At 56.2% G+C, this 19,480-nt stretch carries 19 protein-coding genes; 8 read left to right on the plus strand and 11 right to left on the minus strand.

Going from position 1 to position 19,480, the window contains the following annotated elements; genetic code table 11:
- The first annotated feature begins 41 nt into the window (after positions 1–41).
- Entirely contained in the window at positions 42–803 is a 762-nt protein-coding gene (locus G5B47_RS13440; protein WP_268958477.1) for a threonine/serine exporter family protein, read from the plus strand.
- A 22-nt stretch (positions 804–825) separates the two neighbouring features.
- Positions 826–1,248 carry a threonine/serine exporter family protein gene (locus G5B47_RS13445; protein ID WP_165098818.1) on the plus strand — a complete coding sequence of 141 codons (423 nt, stop codon included), beginning with the start codon at positions 826–828 and terminating at the stop codon, positions 1,246–1,248.
- A gap of 155 nt (positions 1,249–1,403) precedes the next feature.
- On the opposite strand, the gene G5B47_RS13450 is transcribed toward G5B47_RS13445, so the two are convergent.
- Both G5B47_RS13450 and G5B47_RS13455 read right to left on the minus strand, forming a co-directional pair.
- Positions 1,404–1,910 carry a GNAT family N-acetyltransferase gene (locus G5B47_RS13450; protein ID WP_165098820.1) on the minus strand — a complete coding sequence of 169 codons (507 nt, stop codon included), beginning with the start codon at positions 1,908–1,910 and terminating at the stop codon, positions 1,404–1,406.
- 2 nt (positions 1,911–1,912) lie between these two features.
- Positions 1,913–3,934 carry a Na+/H+ antiporter gene (locus tag G5B47_RS13455; RefSeq protein WP_165098822.1) on the minus strand — a complete coding sequence of 674 codons (2,022 nt, stop codon included), beginning with the start codon at positions 3,932–3,934 and terminating at the stop codon, positions 1,913–1,915.
- Positions 3,935–4,199: 265 nt separating this feature from the next.
- Here G5B47_RS13455 and G5B47_RS13460 point away from each other — a divergent pair, with 265 nt between their 5' ends.
- A complete protein-coding gene (locus G5B47_RS13460) occupies positions 4,200–4,955 on the plus strand; it encodes an MBL fold metallo-hydrolase (RefSeq protein ID WP_165098825.1) in 756 nt (251 codons plus the stop codon).
- A 97-nt stretch (positions 4,956–5,052) separates the two neighbouring features.
- On the opposite strand, the gene G5B47_RS13465 is transcribed toward G5B47_RS13460, so the two are convergent.
- A complete protein-coding gene (locus G5B47_RS13465) occupies positions 5,053–5,472 on the minus strand; it encodes an Rrf2 family transcriptional regulator (RefSeq protein ID WP_165098828.1) in 420 nt (139 codons plus the stop codon).
- Between the two features lie 41 nt (positions 5,473–5,513).
- Positions 5,514–6,356, minus strand: a complete 843-nt coding sequence (locus G5B47_RS13470) for a hypothetical protein (protein WP_165098830.1) — start codon at positions 6,354–6,356, stop codon at positions 5,514–5,516.
- Positions 6,357–6,455: 99 nt separating this feature from the next.
- Here G5B47_RS13470 and G5B47_RS13475 point away from each other — a divergent pair, with 99 nt between their 5' ends.
- Positions 6,456–6,908 carry an aminoacyl-tRNA deacylase gene (locus G5B47_RS13475; RefSeq protein ID WP_165098832.1) on the plus strand — a complete coding sequence of 151 codons (453 nt, stop codon included), beginning with the start codon at positions 6,456–6,458 and terminating at the stop codon, positions 6,906–6,908.
- Positions 6,909–6,962: 54 nt separating this feature from the next.
- On the opposite strand, the gene map is transcribed toward G5B47_RS13475, so the two are convergent.
- The 3 genes from map to G5B47_RS13490 all read right to left on the minus strand — a co-directional run bounded on the left by map (position 6,963) and on the right by G5B47_RS13490 (position 9,323).
- Positions 6,963–7,709 carry a type I methionyl aminopeptidase gene (map, locus tag G5B47_RS13480; protein WP_165098833.1) on the minus strand — a complete coding sequence of 249 codons (747 nt, stop codon included), beginning with the start codon at positions 7,707–7,709 and terminating at the stop codon, positions 6,963–6,965.
- Positions 7,710–7,763: 54 nt separating this feature from the next.
- Positions 7,764–8,525: a metallophosphoesterase family protein gene (locus G5B47_RS13485; protein ID WP_328804531.1), complete on the minus strand. Its 762-nt coding sequence runs from the start codon at positions 8,523–8,525 to the stop codon at positions 7,764–7,766.
- Positions 8,526–8,696: 171 nt separating this feature from the next.
- Complete coding sequence (locus G5B47_RS13490) at positions 8,697–9,323, minus strand: SGNH/GDSL hydrolase family protein (RefSeq protein WP_165098835.1); 627 nt, start codon at positions 9,321–9,323, stop codon at positions 8,697–8,699.
- Between the two features lie 289 nt (positions 9,324–9,612).
- Here G5B47_RS13490 and G5B47_RS13495 point away from each other — a divergent pair, with 289 nt between their 5' ends.
- A complete protein-coding gene (locus G5B47_RS13495) occupies positions 9,613–10,248 on the plus strand; it encodes a nitroreductase family protein (RefSeq protein WP_165098837.1) in 636 nt (211 codons plus the stop codon).
- Between the two features lie 96 nt (positions 10,249–10,344).
- Here G5B47_RS13495 and G5B47_RS13500 read toward each other — a convergent pair whose 3' ends face one another.
- From G5B47_RS13500 to G5B47_RS13510, 3 genes are all read right to left on the minus strand, one after another.
- On the minus strand, positions 10,345–10,635 hold the full coding sequence (locus tag G5B47_RS13500) for a hypothetical protein (RefSeq protein ID WP_165098839.1): 291 nt from the start codon (positions 10,633–10,635) through the stop codon (positions 10,345–10,347).
- Positions 10,636–11,172: 537 nt separating this feature from the next.
- Positions 11,173–12,912 (minus strand): ABC transporter ATP-binding protein, encoded by a 1,740-nt coding sequence (locus G5B47_RS13505; protein WP_165098841.1) that lies wholly within the window; start codon positions 12,910–12,912, stop codon positions 11,173–11,175.
- Positions 12,909–14,705 carry an ABC transporter ATP-binding protein gene (locus G5B47_RS13510; protein ID WP_165098844.1) on the minus strand — a complete coding sequence of 599 codons (1,797 nt, stop codon included), beginning with the start codon at positions 14,703–14,705 and terminating at the stop codon, positions 12,909–12,911. The genes G5B47_RS13505 and G5B47_RS13510 overlap by 4 nt, the downstream gene beginning before the upstream one ends.
- A 152-nt stretch (positions 14,706–14,857) precedes the next feature.
- Here G5B47_RS13510 and G5B47_RS13515 point away from each other — a divergent pair, with 152 nt between their 5' ends.
- The 3 genes from G5B47_RS13515 to G5B47_RS13525 all read left to right on the plus strand — a co-directional run bounded on the left by G5B47_RS13515 (position 14,858) and on the right by G5B47_RS13525 (position 18,272).
- Positions 14,858–15,733, plus strand: coding sequence for a LysR family transcriptional regulator (locus tag G5B47_RS13515; protein WP_165098847.1), 876 nt, complete (start codon positions 14,858–14,860; stop codon positions 15,731–15,733).
- A gap of 39 nt (positions 15,734–15,772) precedes the next feature.
- Positions 15,773–16,207 (plus strand): DoxX family protein, encoded by a 435-nt coding sequence (locus G5B47_RS13520; protein ID WP_165098850.1) that lies wholly within the window; start codon positions 15,773–15,775, stop codon positions 16,205–16,207.
- A 115-nt stretch (positions 16,208–16,322) separates the two neighbouring features.
- A complete protein-coding gene (locus tag G5B47_RS13525; protein WP_328804532.1) occupies positions 16,323–18,272 on the plus strand; it encodes an NAD(+) synthase in 1,950 nt (649 codons plus the stop codon).
- A gap of 122 nt (positions 18,273–18,394) precedes the next feature.
- Here the strand turns inward: G5B47_RS13525 and cysK are convergent, their stop codons facing one another.
- A complete protein-coding gene (gene cysK, locus G5B47_RS13530) occupies positions 18,395–19,318 on the minus strand; it encodes a cysteine synthase A (RefSeq protein WP_165098854.1) in 924 nt (307 codons plus the stop codon).
- Positions 19,319–19,480 lie beyond the last annotated feature (162 nt).

A 19,480-nucleotide genomic window follows, 5' to 3' on the forward strand; every position in this document is an offset into this window, starting at 1 on the left:
ACAATCGGATATATAACATTCAAGGGGAGGATTAACAAGGTTTGAACAACGCCGAATCCGGGACAACCTATGAAATTATAGATCTGTGCCTTCTGGCCGGAAAAATCATGCTCCAAAACGGCGCGGAGACTTACCGCGTGGAGGATACGATGACGCGCATGGCCGCCTCCCTCGGATTTCCAGGGGCGCACAGCTATGTGACGCCGACAGTGATCCTCTTTACGACCAGCCGGACGGAGCAGCCCAAGCTGTTCCGTATCGCCGAGCGTACGACCGACCTGCAAAAGGTCGCGGAGGTCAATGACATCTCGCGCCGCCTCAGCCAGCGGCAGATCACCTCGGCGCAGGCGCGGGAGCGGCTGGCCCAGGTGGACGATGCGGCCCATGCCTACCCGGTCTGGCTCCAGATCATGGCCGCCGCCATGGCGGGCGGCTGCTTCACCATGATGTTCAAGGGCGGCTTCCAGGACGCCCTGCCCGCGCTCCTTGTGTCGGGGCTTGGCTACGCCTCAGCGACCTATTTGCAAAGGCTGGTCCAGATTAAATTTTTTGCCGAGCTTACGGCGTCTTTTCTGATCGGCCTGCTGGCCTACTTGTTCGTCCAGGCCGGCATCGGCGAGGAAACAGACAAGATCATCATCGGCTCTGTTATGCCGCTCGTGCCGGGACTGCTGATTACCAATGCCGTCAGAGACCTGATGGCCGGTCATCTGATATCAGGGCTGTCCAAGGGAGCGGAAGCATTCCTGACCGCTTTTGCCATCGGAACAGGCATCGGACTTGTACTATCCTTCGTTTCATAGCCCTACAAAGAGGAGTAATATCATGATTGTGCAGCTTATCACAAGCTTTATCGCCTCCGCCACGTTCTGCATCCTCTTTAACACGCCCAAACGCATGCTGTTTCAATGCGGACTGGCCGGAATGCTGGGCTGGATGGTATTTCTGCTGCTCGATCCCGAGTGGAAATCCGTCGTGGCTACCTTCTTTGCCACGGTCGTCGTCGGGGCGGTCAGCCAAATTTTTGCCAGATCGTTTAAAACGCCGGTTATCATCTTCAGCGTAGGCGGCATCATACCGCTCGTACCGGGCGGCCTCGCCTACGATGCCATGCGCCGGTTCATTGAAGACGATTATAACACCGCGCTGCAGGCCGCCGTTCAGGCTTTCCTGCTCTCGGGAGCCATCGCCACCGGGCTTGTACTTAGCGAGGTGCTGGGGCAGATGTTCCGCCGCGGCCGAAAATAACTGCCGTTTCAAGGGGAGATCATATACCCTCCCAAATAAGCTCACCCCCGGGCACAGCGCTGGGGGAACAATAAGGCCGCCCCGCCCTGGATTATCGATCCGGGCAGGGCGGCCTTATTGGCGATTAGATAGGAGCGAAGATGTTCCGAATCCGGCTATGCTCCGACTCTTTTTTGATACACAACGATATCCAGCCACCGGCCGAATTTACGGCCGATTTCCCTGTAATAGGCGCTCTGCTCATAACCGCTGCTCTCGAAAAAGGACCGGCTCGGGCCATTCTCCGAGCATACCGTGGCCACCAGCGTATGAAATCCTTGTTCCGCGGCCATCCGCTCGATAAAGGCCAATGCCGGCCTTCCGAATTTTTTTCCCGTACACTCCGGCTTCAGGTATACGCTGATTTCACCCGTCACGTCATAAGCCTGCTTGCTCTTGTGTCTTGCTATCAGAACATAGCCCTGCATTTCCCCGTCCTGCATGACCGCATAGGATCTAAACCGGGGGTCGCCGGTCAGCATGTTCCATTTCATTTCCTGTATAGTCAGCTGCTCGGTGTGAAACGACACGGTCGTATTCAGTACATAATAATTATATATATCTGTCGCCTCAACCAAATGCTCTTCCCCGATTTCGGCGAAAGACAGCTCTTCGCGGTTCATCTTTAATCCTCCCAAATGGCCATCTCCAGTTCATCTACAAACCAGCGGAGCTCGGCGGTGGCTCGGCGGCCCAGCGTCCCGTCCTCAAACATCCTCTGCACCGTATCGCGCTGCTCCTGAATGGCTTCGAGCTTCCATTCCAGCTGGCGGCCTTCCTCCTGCTCCGCTCCATTTCCGCCCTGGTCGTGCTTCAGACGGTCTATCAGCATGCCGTAGCGCTTTGCCACGCTTCCATAACCTTCCCGGTTATCCTCGTTCATCTCTTCCTGGATGGCGCCGATTGCGGCGCGGCACATCCCGATCTTGGCTTCCCGGATGCCTCCGACCGGAAGAGGGCCGGAACGGCCGGTTTCTTGCAGAGGCTTCGAGAATATTCCGGAGAACATCCGGCCCAGTTTGTCTAGTGACAGTCTGAGCTGTGAATCGAGTCCTCTTGTCAGCAGCGCTTCCTTGTGATCCAGCAGCTCCATCATCGCTTGCCCCGCCTCGGAAGAGATGGACCCTCCATCAATAAGCCCGCTAAGCTCCCTCCGTTCAGCCTGCAGCCCGGTCAAACGCGCTTTGAGTGCGCACTCCTTGCCATATTTGTCATCCGGACTTGTAATCATCAGCTTGTTCTGTATTTCCTGCAGCGCCGGGAGCGTACCCGGGAATCCCGAAACAGCGGGAACAGCGTCGACACGATTCTTCTCTGCCGTCCCGCCACGGACTATCGCCTTGCAGTTCTCCACAATTTGCGACTTGGCCGCCTGCTCCGACTCCTCACGACTGTCCTCCTCCCTGCGGGCGATAAGCGGAAGCAGGACGCTGGCAATGATCAGGGAAGCCAGTATAACACCCGCCGCCAAAAAGATAATCAGATCCCGCTCCGGGAACGGCGACCCGTCGTCCAGCACAAGCGGAATGGAGAAAGCGCCGGCCAGAGTAACCGCACCGCGCACGCCCGAAATAGAGGTAATAATCCGCGACTTCATCGAAGGCTTGCCTCCGTCCTTAAAGCGCGCGCTCCTCATGCAGATCAACCACACCCAGACGAAACGAAGTGCAATCAGCAGAGTCGTGATAGCCAGCACATACAGAATCACAGTCAGGTTGTCGACCGCCGTATCCCGGTAGATGACCGATACAACATCCGGAATCGAAATACCGAGAATGAGGAAGACCATGCCGTTCAAAATAAACAGCAGCACCGACCATATGCTTGCCGAGACGAGCTGAAGCTTGTATTGGGGAGAATCGGTCCGGTCTTTTTCAATAGCCTGAACGATGCCGCCGGCCACTACCGCCAGAATGCCCGATACGCCCAGCTCTTCGCTGACAAGGTAGATCAGGAATGGCGTCAGAATCTGCAGGAGGACATGTACGGTGACATCCTCCATCCCAAAGCGCCGGATAAAGACGCTAAGACGAATCAGCAGGAACGACAGCGCGGCTCCGGCAAGAAGTCCTCCGGCAGCGATGAGAATAAAGCTGCCGATCGCTTGGGATAGAGAGAATACGCCGGTGACTGCAGCCGCTACCGCAAACTTAAACGCAACGAGGCCGGAAGCGTCATTCATCAGCGACTCGCCTTCAAGTACGCGGTGGACGCTCTTTGGCAGCTGCACCCGGCCTGCCCGACCGGCCAGAGCGCCTACAGCGACCGCGTCCGTCGGCGACAGTATCGCTGCGAGTGCGAACGCCGCCGCGAGCGGGATCGACGGAATCATCCAGTGGATGGTGTAACCCGCCACCAGCACCGTCGCAAACACGAGACCGAGCGCCAGCAGCAGAATCGGCGCCCGCAGATTCCACAGCTCGGCCCGCGGGGTACGCCTTCCGTCGTTGAACAGAAGCGGAGCGATAAACAGGACAAAGAACAGCTCCGGTTCCAACGCCAAGTGAATCCCCCATGGAAAGGCGGCGGTGACAACCCCGAAACCGATTTGAATAAGCGGTACGGGAACGAAGGGAATGAACCGGTTGACAATTTTGGATAGACCGATCAGACCAAGAAGGACAAGCACGGCGATAAACGTCTCCATAGAACTATCCCCCCAATTTAGGTTCGCATCATTTTATCGTAATCGTAAATCTTCATGGAAAAGCAGAAAAAATCGAATAAAATCCTTTATTTTAATACAAACCCCATTATATTCTACGATCCGGCGATATTCAGCTACATACGCATCTTATTATTACTTGACATAAATTTTTATTTGTGGTATAATCATAAATTTGCATATTGATTAAAATTCCCTCTTGGACTAAGATAGTCTCTGCACTCATTTTCCGTCTAGGAGGAATACCATGCAAATCGCCCAAGGAATTGAAATGCTGGAGATTACAGCCGAAGTAATGGGAGGAACGGATACGCTGTATCCTGCCCTGCTGTGGGATGAAGATCATGCGGTGCTGGTCGATACGGGCTACCCCGGACTGCTCGATAAAATCAAGAAAGCGTTCGAACTTGCCGGTGTCGCATGGAGCACACTCGACACCGTCGTTCTCACCCACCAGGACATCGACCATATTGGCGGACTCCCTTCCATGCTGGACGAGGCGAATGAAACAATCAAGGTACTGGCTCATCCCATCGAGCAGCCTTATATCGAAGGGGAGCGGATGCTGCTCAAGCATACGCCGGAAGCGATTGCCGCCGCCGAAGCCATGCTCCCGCCTCATGTGCCGGAGGAGTGGCGGCGCGCCTTTCTGCACCTTCTCGCCCATCCTCCCAAGGCAAAAGTGGACGCCGTAATCGAAGACGGCCAGAAGCTGCCGGTCGCAGGCGGCGTCATCGTCGTCGAGACCCCCGGCCACAGCCCGGGGCATGTCAGTCTGTATCATCCCGCCAGCCGGACGCTGATCGCCGCCGACAGCCTGACAGTGAAGAACGGCGAACTGCATGGCCCTGATCCCCGGGTAACGCCGGATATGGCTACCGCGCTGTCCAGTCTGCGCAAATATGCAGACTATGCCGTTGAGAACGTCATCTGCTATCATGGCGGACTATACCGCGGGGATGCGGGCCGGCGCATTGCCGAACTGGCGGAAGGGGCGCAGTAAACCGTCCGCTGTTGAACTTCAGTCAAGCGGACAGCAGCCGCACTTCTGAACCGGTACCCCGGACGGCGCACGGCGTTCCCCGGGAAAACGCCTGCCGTCAGCCCGGAATCTGTGACGAGATCTGAGCCAGCGTGACTCCGCGCAGCACGTCTTCCATCGCCTGCTGGGCTACCGAAAAGACCGGAATGATGGCCCCGGCGATGTTCTGGCCGACGGGGCAGGACGGATTCGGATGATCGTGAACCGCGAACAGGGAGTCTTTGCCGACAGCGTCAACCGCCAGATAAATGTCGAGCAGCGTAATCTCTCCGGCCAGCCGGGCCAGCTTGGCTCCGGCGATCCCCGGCCGAACCTCGATGAGACCCGCTTTGCCGAGCATGCTTGTGATCCGGCGGATCACCACCGGGTTCGTGCCAACGCTTCCGGCGATCCATTCGGAAGTATTCTTACCCTCTTTGTTAACCTCAAGCAGGGTCAGGATATGGATGGCAACCGCCAATCGGGTGCTGATGTTCATAGGGTGCTCTCCTTTTGACGTCCGGTATTAATAAGACCTTATTAATTGGAACTATCATAGTTACCTTTACTGTTCTTGTCAATCGCGGCGAGGATGGCCTGGGTCTGCGGCCCGTATTTGCGGATCAGCCGGGATTTGCCGAGATTGGCTTTTACGATCCGGACAATTCGCGGATCGGACATGCCGGCGAAGCGTTCAAGCAGGGCAAACCCTTCCTCCGGCTCGGCTGCCGCGAAGACGCTTAAGGCGTATTCGAGGCCTTTGGACAGTACGCGAAGCGGCTCCGGTTCCCGTACCGGCCGGGCCGCAAGCTCTTCCATGATTTCGCCCGCCAGCGAGAGCGCGTACCCCGCGTTGTCCTTCGCTTTCAGCAGCGGAGGATGGGCCAGAGCGGCGACAAAAGCGCGCTGCTCCAGCTCATTCGCCCCCCTCTTCCACGCTTCAAGCAGAGCGCGGAGCAGCCCGAAATCCTGCTCGCCGACGTTTTGCAGCCCCATCGCCGCGGCCTCGCGCATCCGCCAGCGGGAATCGTTCATCGCCCGCTTGAATACGTCCGCAATCCGCTCTCTGCGTTCAGCATCCGCATATCCGTAATGCGCGCCCATCGCCTGGAGCACGCAAAAAGGCAAAAACTCCCGTGGATTGCCCGTACCCGCCGCTTCGTCCGAAATCTCCGCCCATTCAACCAGCAGCTCCCACATTCCTCCGGCCAGCTCCGGGACAGCAAAGTGCCGGGCGAATTTCTCCGCCAGTTCAAGATTGGCCCGCGGCCCCGGGAGCCGGCTGTCCGCCGCCAACTCGTTCCCGAGCCGCTCGGGAGCCGCTTCGCCGCCGTTCATCCACCGCTCCAGCTCCGCCAGCGCGGCGTACGCTTGTCCGTTCATACTTCCTCCTTCACAGGATATACCCAACCTGTCTCATTCGGATATGTTATAGTATGGAAAATACTGTCCAGAATAGAGAAACATTTACGGGAGGCGCTCATGGATCAATTGAAGCCATTGGAACAGGTGTTACAGGAAAACGGTATCCAATATGAGATCATTAAGCATGAAGGACCCCTCAAGACGGCTCAGGAAGGCGCGGCTTATTTCGGAATCGAAATCGGGCAGACCGCCCCGGCTTTGGTGCTGAGAGCCGGCGATCAATTCTACGCCCTGATCGTGTCCGGCGACCGTGGACGCGTCAATCTGGACGAGCCGGCGGCTCTGCTCGGACTGGGCTCTTTAAAAATGGCAAGCCCTAAGCAGGTTCTAAAGCTTACCGGACAGGAAGTAGGCAGCGTATCATTGAAGCTTCCCCTGCCCTGCATCGTGGACCGGAGGCTCTTCCGTTATCCTTTCATATACGGAGGCACGGGAGAGCCCGGTTCGACGCTAAAAATACCGCCGCAGGCTTTGGAACAGCTCAATGAGGTCATCGCCTACCTGGATTAGAAGAACCAGCAGGCTGCGGCCCTATTGGGCACCGGGCTGGTTTTCGGGAGATTTTCAGGCCCCCGTCAAAATAACAGGCCGCCCCTTCGTTACGATAATCGTATGCTCGAACTGCGCAACCCGGCTGTTATCCGGAACGGTCAGCGTCCAGCCGTCCGCCTCCTGGTCCACGAATTCCGCGCCGGTCGTCAGGAACGGTTCAATCGTGATGACCTGGTTCGGCTTCAGCACCGTCGTCTCCCGGGGGCTGAAATACGGCAGGATTTCGTGTGGCTTATCATGCAGCGTTTTGCCGATACCGTGGCTGCACAGATTCCGCACAACCTTGTAGCCGCGTTTTCTGGCCTCCAGCTCCATCACTCTGCCGATTTCGTTGACCCGCATCCCCGCCCGCAGATGGGAAATCACGCTCATCATCGTTTCCTCGGCGCTGACGCACAGGCGCAGCAGCTTCTGGTCGTACGGGGGCAGCTGGAAGGACACGGCAGCATCGCTGAAATACCCGTTCAGCTCGGCCGACACATCGATGTTGATCAGGTCGCCGGGACGAATCACTTTGGAACCCGGAATGCCGTGCGCCACTTCCTCATTAATGCTGATGCAGGTGTCCCCCGGAAAATCATACACTTCTCTGGGAGCCGATTTCGCGCCGAAGCGCTTCAGAATTTCCGCCCCTATTTTGTCGAGCTGCAAGGTAGTCATGCCGGGTTTTACGCTCTTCCTCATCTCCGCGATGGTGAACCCGACGACCTTTCCCGCCGCCTTCAGTCCTTCCAGATCTTGTTCCGTATCGCTTGTCATCGACGCCCATCCTCTCTCATTTGATATCGGTAAAAATAATATGGCCGCCGCAAATTACCGCGCTCTGCCAGTACGAATGGCAACCGCATAATCGGGTCTTCCGCTGCGCTCCGCAATCTCCGCCGCCGCATTCCAATCGTATGGGATCAGCTTATGCTCTACGCTCCAGCCCGTTCCTTCCTTCTTGCGGACCATGCAAAAGCTCGCATATGGCGTACCCGATTCCATAACATGGGGAAAAGGAAGATCGTCCTCATAAGCCGGAAGACCGACGCTTCCCGGGTTGACCAGAAACTTGCCGTCCGGCAGCGTGACGGTATGAAACACATGGCTGTGTCCGCAGAAAATGCCGCGCTCCTCTATAGTGTGCAGCTCCGCCTGCAACGTTTCCGTTTTTTTATAAAAAACGCCGTCTTCGGTTACTTCTTCAAGCAGATACCGCTTATTGTGGTCAGGCGTTCCGTGGCAGAACAGCAGATCCTCATGGCGCCACACGGCTAAATGCCCCGCAATCCACGCTTCCGTATCGGCATCAAGCAAAGGCTTGACATGGCGGTACGTCGGCGATTCGCAGTCTTTCTCCAAAAGAATTTCATCGCAGTTGCCCATGATGTTCACAAGATTTCCGCGCTGCCGAAGCAGCCTCGCCGTTCCCATTGGATCTACCGGACCGAATAAACTGTCTCCCAGATTGATGAGCCAATCGGCGCCGCTCCGGTCAATTTCCCGTAAGACCGCCTCCAGCGCCGGTGTATTGCTATGTATGTCCGAAAATACCGCTATGGTGCAGCTCAGGTAGATCGCCTCCCAAAACACGCGTTCTCTATATTATAACAGCAAAACCGGAACTGGAGAAATCAGGAGGTCTCCCCGCTGTCCGGACAAAAAAAGAAAGGATGCCCGGCCTAAACAGCCATAGAACATCCTTTCCGCGCTGGCAATCGCCTTATGTTCCGCTTCAGGAACACAGCGAGGCTTCAAAAATATTCAGTTCACACCGGCCGCTTTCAGCCAGGCTTCGGTAATGAGCGCATGGCCCGCGGGAGTAGGATGAACGCCGTCTTCGGCCCAGTAAGCCGGATCGGCTTTCACCGAAGCAGCGGCGAACAGGCCGTCGAGCGGGACGAGCAGCGCTCCGTATTCTCGGGCCAGCTTCCGCACAACCGCGATTTTCGGGTCCAGATCTTCCCTCCAGTCGCGGTTCAGCCCCCGAACCGGCAGGACGAACGGCTCAACCAGGATCAGCTTCGCATCCAAAGCCTCCCGCGTGCGGTCGAGCAGATTCCGGTACTGCGCTTCGAACGCTTCCGCCGTTGTCTCATCACCGCTGTCGTACCGGCACCAGCTCTCGTTGATGCCGACATAGATCGATACCCAGGTCGGCATCAGCGCAAGGCAGTCCCTGTCCCAGCGCCGCACGAGATCGGCCGCCCGGTCGCCGCCGATGCCCCGGTTGTAGAAGGTAAGCTTTTTCTCCGGATACAGCAGACCAAGCTTTCCAGCTACCATCAAGGGATACCCGTTTCCCAGCGAATAAGCGTCGAAGCGGTCGCGGCCAACATCGGTAATACTGTCTCCCTGGAACAGAATCACGTCATTTTCTTTAAAAAGCATCTTCGGATGTCCTCCTTTATATAAAAGCGGCCAGCAAGCAGACCGCGGCGGGAATTAAAATCTTTTTCTTCACTATACAGCTCCTTTCGCGTTGTTATCGTTCTCATAATAGACTCTATTACGATTTGGAAATATTGGCAATCCCAAAAAGCGGGAGCTTTGTTGAAGCCTGTGTACGACCTCATTGACGGATATCAAAAGCTGTGATATGTTTATTAAGTAACTATTAGTAAGTTTGTTAGTTTATTAAACTAATTTATTTTTTGATTATAGGATGGAGGCATTACCCATGAGCACACCCGTATCGACGAATTCTTTTGCAGACGTGGTCCAAGCCCGCAGATCAGCTATGAATTTTGTGGAAGGTATCAAGATTCCGCAGAGCGATCTGGAAGAAATCTTCTCCCTCGCCAGACTCGCCCCTTCGGCTTACAATCTGCAGCACGCCCGTTACAAGGTAATCGCAGACCCGGAACTTAAGGAAAAGATTCGCGAGAACGCCTACGGACAATACAAGATCCATACCGCCTCGGCCGTCATTGCCGTTCTAGGCGATATGCACGCTTACGAGCAGGCCCCGGAAATTTATGGCGGTCTTAAAATGCTGGGAGCAATGTCACAGGAAGAATATGACGGAATGGTTGGGGCGATTAATCAAGCTTACATAGGCAAAGAGGCTTTTCAGCGCGACGAGGCGATCCGCAACGCATCCCTGTCAGCCATGCAGTTCATGCTGATCGCCAAAGACAAGGGCTGGGATACGTGCCCGATGATCGGCTTCGACCCGGAGGCTGTCAAACAGACGCTCTCCCTTCCGGACCACCTGGTTCCCGTTATGCTGATCACGATCGGCAAGGACAACCAGCGCAAGATCAGACCGCGCGGCTACCGCAAGCCGGTGGGCGAGTTCGTTGATTTTCTGTAAAATGATTTGAAAAAGCTGCTCTCATTGCTTGCTCGGCAAGCCGGAGGGCATTTTTTTTATGGCCGCATCTTCGAGAGACTCTGATCAGAGGTTCGCTTAGCAGATAGAGACCTCACTTCTTGCAATAGTCCCATCTTTGTCATTAACATAATCTGTTCCGCTCTCGCAATTACTTTTTCTTTCCCATGTTACTTTGTACTCATTATTTATGTGTTTTATCGAAGTTATTTCAGCTTCACCAAAACTGCTGTTTTTCTCATGATATTGCTGGACAACGGATTTGGCTTGTTCTGCTGATATTTGGACAACTTTTGTTTTTGGAGGACTTTGACATCCACTTAAAAGTGCTATTATAACAACAAATATGAAAGCAAAATTTTTACTCATCTCATCGCCGCCCCTTCCTTAAAGATGATTTAACCAACATTATCCTCTTAAATGACGAACCTTTTCCAGATAATGTTGCAGTTACTTGTTTGTAACAATTTAAATCAGCTACTGAAGGGACTTTTCATCAAAAGAGAAATGCCTTCAAACAGGAAATACACTTCCATTGGGTAAGAATGGGGGAAACGAACTAATTTAAATAAAACCACTATATAAAATGAATTTGAAAAAATGACATCATGGTAAGGAGTAACGAAGGGGAAGTTTGGAACTGTAGGAGCGACAGCGATCGCCTTTGTCTCCGGATTTCATCTACTAATGGCGGTATAATCAAGAAATCTGGAGACAACAGCGGCCGGAAGTCCAAACATTCCTCGAAGTTACGAACGATACCCAAATGGGAAAATCTCAAGTTCATTTTATATAAGCAAAAAAAGAACCCCGCCATCCGGCGGGGCCAAGTGTCATCTTTGGGGGTCATGTTTATACTATACAGCCGGACGCTTAAAGGTGCATGAAAATGGGCTGAACCTCCGGTTAAACTGCTGCAAATTGGCTGTTGTACAGACGGGCGTAGTATCCTTTTTGGAGCAGCAGCTGGTCGTGGGTTCCGCTTTCCACAATGTCGCCGTCCTTCATGAACAAAATGAGGTCCGATTCGCGGATGGTGGACAGGCGGTGAGCGATGACAAAGCTGGTGCGTCCCTCCATCATTTTCAGGAACGCGCGCTGGATGCGGATTTCGGTCCGGGTGTCAATGCTGCTGGTCGCCTCGTCCAGAATAAGCATCGGCGGATCGGCCAGCAGCACGCGCGCGATCGTCAGCAGCTGCTTCTGTCCCTGGGACAGGTTGTCGCCGGAGCCGCTGATCACGGTATGGTAGCCTTCCGGCAGCCGTTTGATGAAGCTGTGCGCGCTTACGGCCTTGGCGGCGGCGATAACCTCATCGTCGGTCGCGCCCGGCTTGCCGTAGGCGATATTATCCCGGATGGTTCCGCTAAGCAGCCACGTATCCTGCAGCACCATGCCGAAATTCCGGCGCAGGCTGTCGCGCGTTAGCTCCCTGATGTCCACGCCGCCGATTCGGATCGTTCCGCCATCCACATCATAAAAGCGCATCAGCAGGTTAACCAGCGTTGTTTTGCCTGCTCCCGTCTGTCCGACAATGGCGACCCGGGTACCGGGTTTGACTTCCAGGCTAAAGTCCGTTATCAAGGGGCGCTCGGGATGATAAGCAAACTTGACTTTGTCGAATACAACCGTCCCCTGGCCAGGCTCAGGCACAAAAGCATCCGGAGCGTCCGGGGTTTCGGGCTCAAGGTCAAGTATGGCAAAGATGCGCTGCGCCGAAGCGGTCGCCGATTGAAGCTGTGTAATGACGCCGGTGATTTCGTTAAACGGCTTGGCGAACAAATTGGAGTAGATCAGAAAGCCGGACAAATCCCCCACGCTAAGCCGGCCTGCGATAATGACGATACTGCCGATAATCGCAATCACGGAGAATGTGATGTTGTTGACCAGCCGGGTCGTCGGCCCGGACAGGGAACCGTAGAATTGGGATTTGACTCCGGTCTGGTACAGCTCCCCGTTCAGCCCGGAGAACCGTTCAAAGGCAGCGTTCTCTTGATGAAAGGCTTGAACGATTTTTTGCCCGCCGACCATTTCTTCCACATAGCCGTTGAGACCGCCGAGAATTTTGGCCTGGTCGCGGAAGAGCTGCTGCGAGCGCGTCGTAATAAACCGCGCCATATAATACGATGCGGGCGCGGACAGCAGCACGACTCCGGTCATGAGCGGACTGATGTACAGCATCAACCCTATGGTGCCGGCGATGGTCACCACCCCGGTGAGCAGCGTCTGGTAGCCCTGAAGCAGACCGTCCGATACAGCGTCCATATCGTTCACGAACCGGCTGATCAGGTCGCCCTGCGGATGATTGTCATGGAACCTCAGCGGCAGAACGTTCAGCTTGTCGAACAGCTCGGTGCGCATATTGTTGACCGTGCCGTAAGCGATCCGGTTCGTAAGATAGGTCAGCAGCCAGCCGCATAAGCTCCCGGCGATATATACGGCCGCCAAAACCAGGAGCAATTTCAGGAGTGCAGGGAAATCCACCTTCCCCTGCGCCGTCATGCGGTCAATCGCCCGGGCGATCAGCAGCGGTCCGATAAGGCTGGCCGCTACACTGAGTATGGCGCTGAACGCCGCCAGGATGGCCGAGCTTCTGAACTGCGCGGTATAGATGATCAGTCTTTTCCAAACTTTGTTGCCGTTCATACAGCCGTCTCCTCTCCTGTCAGCTGGGAGCTGCAAATTTCACGGTATACCTCGCAGCTGCGAAGCAATTCTTCATGCCGGCCGACCCCGGCAATCCGCCCGTCTTCGAACACGATAATTTTGTCGGCCTGCCGCACGGTGGCTACCCGCTGGGAGACGACAAGCGTCGTCATTCCGGCCCGGGTCTCACTCAGGGCCCGGCGGAGCGCCGCGTCGGTGGCGAAATCCAGCGCACTGGAGGAATCGTCCAGAATAAGAATGTCCGGACGTCCAATCACCGCCCGCGCGATGGTCAGCCGCTGCTTCTGCCCGCCGGACAGGCTCAGTCCGCCGCGCGAAACCGCCGTATCCAGGCCTTCAGGCAGCCTGGAAATGAACTCCTCCGCCTGCGCGACAGCCGCTGCCTCGCGGACCTCATCCTCGGAAGCTTCTGGCTTCCCCCAACGGATGTTCTCGGCGATGGTTCCGGTAAAGAGCACAGCCTTTTGCGGGACGATGCCAATGGATTGTCTGAGCCCGAGAAGCGGGTAGTCCTTGACGTTCACACCATCGACTCGCACTTCGCCCGAGAAAGTGTCATAGAAGCGGGAAATCAGATTGACAAAGGTCGATTTACCCGAGCCGGTGCCGCCGATCAGCCCCACGGTTTCTCCCCGTTCAATGGTCACGGAAATATCGTCCAGCGCCAGCTCTCCGGCCCGGCTGTAACCAAAGGAGACATGGTCGAACTCAATGGCGGGAACACGGTCGGCAGATGCGGAAGAAGCGTTCCGTTCCGTTTGTGTGGCAGGTAGGACATCCGCTCTGGCAGCCTGAAGCGGGACCGCCGGATGCTCCGGCTCCGTCACAGAACTGGTCACGGTCAGCACCTCGTTTACCCGGGCCAGCGACGAGTTGGCTTTGGTAAATATAATTACCAAATTGGAGGTCACGATCAGCGCCAGCAATATCTGCGTAACATAGTTGATAAAAGCGATGATCTCTCCCTGCGAGAGCCGGCCCTCATTAATGTGAATGCCTCCTGCCCAAAGAATCGCAAGGATGGCCGCATTGACCACCAGAGTGGTCAATGGGCTGAGCAGAGCGGAAATCCGGCCGACGCGCAGCGCCATCGCCGTCACGTCGTCCGCAGCGGCGCCGAAGCGTTCCCGTTCAGCGCCCCGCTTGGCGAAAGCCCGGATGACCCGGATGCCGGACAGATTCTCGCTCAGCACCTGGGCGATGCCGTCCAGCTTCTGCTGATACTTGCGGTACAGCGGCGACGAACGCGAAATGATCCAGTACAGTAAGGCGGCAAAGACCGGAGCAGCCGCCAGCAGTACAAGCGACAAGCGCAAATCGAGAATCATGGCCATGATAATCGCTCCAATGGCGATAAACGGCGCGCGGATGACAAGCCGGATCAGCATGGCAACGGCCAGCTGAAGCTGGTTCACATCATTCGTCATCCGGTTAATAAGCGAAGGCGTGCCGAACCGGTCAAGCTCCGCATAGGACAGTGAGGAAATATGCCGGAACATCGCGTTGCGCAGCCTTGTGCCGAAGCCCTGAGACGCCCGGGCGGCTGAATACTGGCACACCATGGAGCAGGCAAAGCCCAGGATGGACATCAGCAGCATAAGTCCCCCCATCCGGTACACATATGCGGCGTTATGCGGTCCGATGCCCCTGTTCACCATCAGTGCGACAATGGTCGGCAGCAGGAGCTCAAGAATCGCCTCCAGCAGCTTGAAAATCGGGCCGATAATCAGCTGTTTCCGGTAAGGCTTCAGAAATACAGCAATCTTGTTCATTGCTTGGTCACACCCATCCGAGAAAGTATACGTAAAATATTTCACAAACAATAAAAGCCAGTTATGATTATGGCATACCTATTCCCATATTAATAATATTGGATTCGTATCTCTCCGATACGATTAACATATCAATAAGGCGGAGATGCAAAATGGACATTAGACAGCTCAAGTATTTTCTGACGATTGCGGAGGAAGGCCAGATTACATCGGCGGCGCGAAAGCTGCAAATGGCCCAGCCACCGCTTAGTCAGCAGTTAAAGCAGCTGGAGGAAGAGCTTGGGGTCAAGCTGGTGGAGCGGGGACCGCGCAGCATCCAGCTCACGGACGCAGGGGTGATCCTGAGAAACCGGGCGCAGCAAATTCTCGATTTGGCCGATGCTACGGCAAGGGAAATCGGCGATTATGTCAAGGGACTAACGGGGACGCTGTCCATCGGAACCGTCTCCTCCTCGGGGTCTGCCCTGCTGCAGAATCGGCTGTGCGAGTTCCACAGGACCTATGAAGGAGTCAAATTTGAAATTCATGAGGGCAACACATTCAAAATCATCGACCTGCTGGGCAGGGGAATCGTGGAGCTCGGCATTGTCCGTACGCCGTTCAATCCGGCCAACCTCGAATGCCGCTATGCCGATTCCGAACCGATGGCCGCTGTCATGAGCCGGGAGCTGGACTTTTGTCCCAGCCAGTCTTCAGTTGATCTGGGAGAGCTCAAAGACAAGCCCCTGATCATCTACCGGCGGTTCGAGCAGCTTATCACAGACGCCTGCCTCGAACACGGCTTCGAGCCGCAGCTCTTCTGCATGAACGACGACGCCCGGACCACGCTGCTGTGGGCCAACGCGGGTCTTGGCATCGGCATCGTGCCGAAATCCGCTTTCGGACTGGTAAGCAGCGGCAACCTGATCTATAAAGAAATCAACAGCGACTCGTTGCGCACGCGCATTGCGGCTATTATGATGAAGGGAAAATATGCGTCAACTCTGGCGACCAAGTTTTTCGAGAGCTTTGGTCAAGGAGACACCTGAATGTTAATCATCCATTCCATTTCGACAGGAGGAATACCCATGGCGCCTTTCATCGCCCTTATTGTTTCTTTCGTACTGTTCCGCGTGCTTGGACTGCTTGGCCTCACCCCTTTCGACGGCTGGCAGCCGTCGCTGCAGGCGGCCGCAGCCGTCATGCTGCTGCTTACCGCTTCCGCCCACTGGGGAAAACGCAGAGCCGACTTGATCCGCATGGTGCCCCCCTCTTACAGGCAACCCGGGCTTATCGTGACCCTCACCGGCCTGCTTGAGATAGCCGGCGCTGTGGGCCTGCTCTTTCCCGCCACATCGCGGGCGGCATCCTGGTGTCTGGCGGCGCTGCTGATCGTCATGTTTCCGGCCAATGTACATGCGGCCCGCAAGAAGCTGACCATTGCCGGGAGTCCGGTTCCCGGGCTTCCTGTCCGCACCCTGCTCCAGCTGGTGTTTATTGCAGCCGTACTGCTCGCGGGGTAACGATAGGAAAGCTCCCTTCGTTTACCGTTCCCGCGTCTTAGGGACCAACTGGTTTAGAAAAGGCTGGAACTGTGCTAAATTAATGAAAGCGAAATAACATTCATACAGAGGATAGGTGAAACCATTGCAGAATTTCGGATTCGCAAGAGTCGCGGCCGCTTCCCCCGAGCTGCGGGTTGCCGACTGCGCATTTAATGCTGATAAAATTATGGAAATTATTGAACAGGCGGACAAGCAGCAGGTTGAATACCTGGTACTGCCGGAGCTCAGCATCACCGGCTACACGTGCGCGGACTTGTTCATGCAGCGCCGGCTGCTCGACTCCGCGCTGGAGGCGCTGCTTGCCATCGCCCGCAAGACCGCAGGCCTTGGCATGGTCGTAATTGCCGGCCTTCCCATCGAGATCAGAGGACGGCTCTATAACTGCGCCGCCGTTATACAAGGCGGAAACATTCTCGGGATTGTACCGAAGACCTGCATTCCCGGCTACAGCGAGTTCTACGAGCCCCGGTGGTTCGCCGGAGCCGAGGAGCTCGAGACTTCGGAGCTGCGCATCGGGGGAGCCGTGGTCCCGATCGGCAGCGATCTCCTCTTTGTCTGCGAAGAGAATTCCAACCTGGTCTTCGGCGTGGAAATCTGCGAGGATCTGTGGGTTCCCGTTCCTCCGAGCAGCCGGCTGGCCCAGGCGGGGGCGGTGCTGCTGTTCAATCCGTCCGCCAGCAACGAGCTTGTCGGCAAGGCGGATTACCGCAGGCAGCTTGTCAGCAACCAGTCCGCTTCCTGTGTGGCGGGATATGTCTATGCCGGCAGCAATACCGGCGAATCGTCGACGGACGTCGTCTTCGGCGGCCATTCCCTCATCGCCGAGAATGGGCAGATGCTGGCGGAATCCGAACGGTTCACCCACGAGAGCCGGATAACCATCGCCGACATTGACATTCCGAAGATCCATTATTCGCGGATCATTATGGGAACCTTCCGCGGCGGCCGGGGCGGCGCCGATTACCGCGAAATCGCGTTCGGCAACCCCGCCCCGCAGAGCGATTCGCCCCGGGAGCTGGCCCGCAAAGTGGTCACGAATCCCTTTGTTCCAGGCAATCCGCTGCAGCGGGACGAGCGCTGCCAGGAAATTCTGGCGATCCAGACCTCTGGTCTGATGAAGCGCATCCGCCACATCGGCACGAAGCAGGCGGTCATCGGCATTTCCGGAGGGCTCGACTCCACGCTCGCGCTGCTTGTGGCCGTAAGAGCGATGCAGCTGCTTGGACGCCCGGCGAGCGACGTGCTCGCCGTAACGATGCCCGGCTTCGGAACGACGAACCGGACGTACGATAATGCCGTCGGCCTGATTAAGGCCCTGGGGGCTTCAATGAAGGTCGTCGATATCAAGGCCGCCTGTCTGCAGCATTTCGAGGATATCGGGCATGACAAGGATGTTCACGATTTGACCTACGAGAACGTTCAGGCCAGAGAGCGGACGCAGATTCTGATGGATCTCGCCAACAAGAACGGCGGCATCGTCATCGGCACCGGCGACCTGTCCGAACTGGCCCTCGGCTGGTGCACCTATAACGGCGACCACATGTCCATGTACGGCGTCAATTCGGGGATTCCGAAGACGCTGATCAAATATGTCGTCCAGTGGTACGCCGACCACGAGGCGGACGAAACGGCCGCCAGGTTCCTGTACGATATTATCGACACGGGAATCAGTCCGGAGCTGCTGCCGCCTTCACCCGATGGCGAGATCGCCCAGCTGACGGAAGACATTCTGGGCCCATACGATGTACATGATTTCTACCTGTATTACATGCTCAGAACGGGCGCTCCGCCCGCCAAAATTCTGTATCTCGCGGAGCACGCTTTCGGCGATCGCTTCACAAGAGAGCAGTTGGTTCAATGGATGCGCGTGTTCTACAGCCGCTTCTTCTCCCAGCAGTTCAAACGCTCTTGCCTGCCGGACGGCCCGAAGGTCGGCACCGTCAGCCTATCCCCGCGCGGAGACTGGCGCATGCCAAGCGATGCTTCCGCCGCCCTCTGGCTGCGGGAAGTGGAAGAGCTGTAAAGCGTCATAGCGGAGCGGACTGAAGCTTTCACCCTTAACTCTTTGTCTCATAACAGTAAAAGCGGCTGAAGCGGCTCGTAAAAGAGCGCAGCTTCAGCCGCTTTTTTTATCGTCTTACGTCTCTAAGCAAAAATCCCCATGCTTAAGTAACGCTCACCCGAATCGGGCGCAATACAGAGCACCCGCTTGCCGCTGCCTAGTCTTTCGGCCTCTCTCAAGGCAGCCCACACCGCCGCCCCGCCGGACGGGCCGATCAGAATGCCTTCCTGGGCCGCCATCGCACGGACGGTATTCAGGGCATCCTCATCGGAGACCTGTACAATCTCGTCATACACATCCGTATTCAAAATGGAGGGCACGAACCCCGGACTTGTCCCCACCAGCTTGTGCGGCCCCGGTTCTCCGCCGGATAATACCGGCGATCCCTTCGGCTCGACCACCAGAATGCGGACCCTGGGCAGATGCGCCCGCAGCGTCTCCCCCGTGCCGGTAATGGTGCCGCCGGTTCCCGAGGTCGCCACAAATGCATCCAGCTTCCCCTCCATTTGCGCCAGAATCTCCATCGCCGTCGTCGTGCGGTGAATGTCGGGGTTCGCCTTGTTCTCGAACTGCTGCGGGATGAAGCTCCCTTCAATTTCTTTTCCAAGCTCCAGCGCCTTGGCGATGGCTCCCGGCATCCGCTCGGCGGCGGGCGTAAGCACCACTTCCGCTCCGTACGCTTTCAGCAGATTGATCCGCTCCTTGGTCATATTGTCCGGCATAACCATAATCGCCCGGTACCCCTTGGCCGCCGCGTTCATCGCCAGACCAATTCCCGTATTGCCGCTCGTCGGCTCGATAATGGTGCCGCCCGGTTTCAGCAGCCCGTCCTTCTCCGCCTGCAGAATCAGATTGTACGCAGCCCGGTCCTTGACGCTTCCGCTCGGATTGAACTTCTCCAGCTTGACATACAGCTCCGCAGCATCCGGTCCGCTCAGGCGGTTTAGCCGGACAACCGGGGTGTCTCCGATCAGTTCCGTAATATGGTTGACTACTTTCTTCGGCATAACAGACCTCCTTCGTTCCTACACGGAAACATTGTACCGTGTCCGGAAAACGATGTCGAATGCCCCGGCGACCGGTCAACCCAAGCCGAAGCAAAAAACGGACCCTCGGGTTTCCCCGAAGGTCCGCATGTATAAGACAAGCTCGGCTGCTTTTTTCACCAA

The organism is Paenibacillus apii, assembly GCF_011043685.1.
Classification (GTDB): domain Bacteria; phylum Bacillota; class Bacilli; order Paenibacillales; family Paenibacillaceae; genus Paenibacillus_AQ; species Paenibacillus_AQ sabinae.

Bases quoted from the DNA above. Each gene is read 5' to 3' on its own strand.
- G5B47_RS13515 (WP_165098847.1), top strand. From the start codon at position 14,858: ATGGACATTAGACAGCTCAAGTATTTTCTGACGATTGCGGAGGAAGGC.
- G5B47_RS13495 (WP_165098837.1), top strand. From the start codon at position 9,613: ATGAGCACACCCGTATCGACGAATTCTTTTGCAGACGTGGTCCAAGCC.
- G5B47_RS13445 (WP_165098818.1), top strand. From the start codon at position 826: ATGATTGTGCAGCTTATCACAAGCTTTATCGCCTCCGCCACGTTCTGC.
- G5B47_RS13500 (WP_165098839.1), bottom strand. From the start codon at position 10,635: ATGAGTAAAAATTTTGCTTTCATATTTGTTGTTATAATAGCACTTTTA.
- G5B47_RS13475 (WP_165098832.1), top strand. From the start codon at position 6,456: ATGGATCAATTGAAGCCATTGGAACAGGTGTTACAGGAAAACGGTATC.
- G5B47_RS13510 (WP_165098844.1), bottom strand. From the start codon at position 14,705: ATGAACAAGATTGCTGTATTTCTGAAGCCTTACCGGAAACAGCTGATT.
- G5B47_RS13505 (WP_165098841.1), bottom strand. From the start codon at position 12,912: ATGAACGGCAACAAAGTTTGGAAAAGACTGATCATCTATACCGCGCAG.
- G5B47_RS13520 (WP_165098850.1), top strand. From the start codon at position 15,773: ATGGCGCCTTTCATCGCCCTTATTGTTTCTTTCGTACTGTTCCGCGTG.
- G5B47_RS13455 (WP_165098822.1), bottom strand. From the start codon at position 3,934: ATGGAGACGTTTATCGCCGTGCTTGTCCTTCTTGGTCTGATCGGTCTA.
- G5B47_RS13450 (WP_165098820.1), bottom strand. From the start codon at position 1,910: ATGAACCGCGAAGAGCTGTCTTTCGCCGAAATCGGGGAAGAGCATTTG.
- map (WP_165098833.1), bottom strand. From the start codon at position 7,709: ATGACAAGCGATACGGAACAAGATCTGGAAGGACTGAAGGCGGCGGGA.
- G5B47_RS13465 (WP_165098828.1), bottom strand. From the start codon at position 5,472: ATGAACATCAGCACCCGATTGGCGGTTGCCATCCATATCCTGACCCTG.
- G5B47_RS13490 (WP_165098835.1), bottom strand. From the start codon at position 9,323: ATGCTTTTTAAAGAAAATGACGTGATTCTGTTCCAGGGAGACAGTATT.
- G5B47_RS13460 (WP_165098825.1), top strand. From the start codon at position 4,200: ATGCAAATCGCCCAAGGAATTGAAATGCTGGAGATTACAGCCGAAGTA.
- G5B47_RS13470 (WP_165098830.1), bottom strand. From the start codon at position 6,356: ATGAACGGACAAGCGTACGCCGCGCTGGCGGAGCTGGAGCGGTGGATG.
- cysK (WP_165098854.1), bottom strand. From the start codon at position 19,318: ATGCCGAAGAAAGTAGTCAACCATATTACGGAACTGATCGGAGACACC.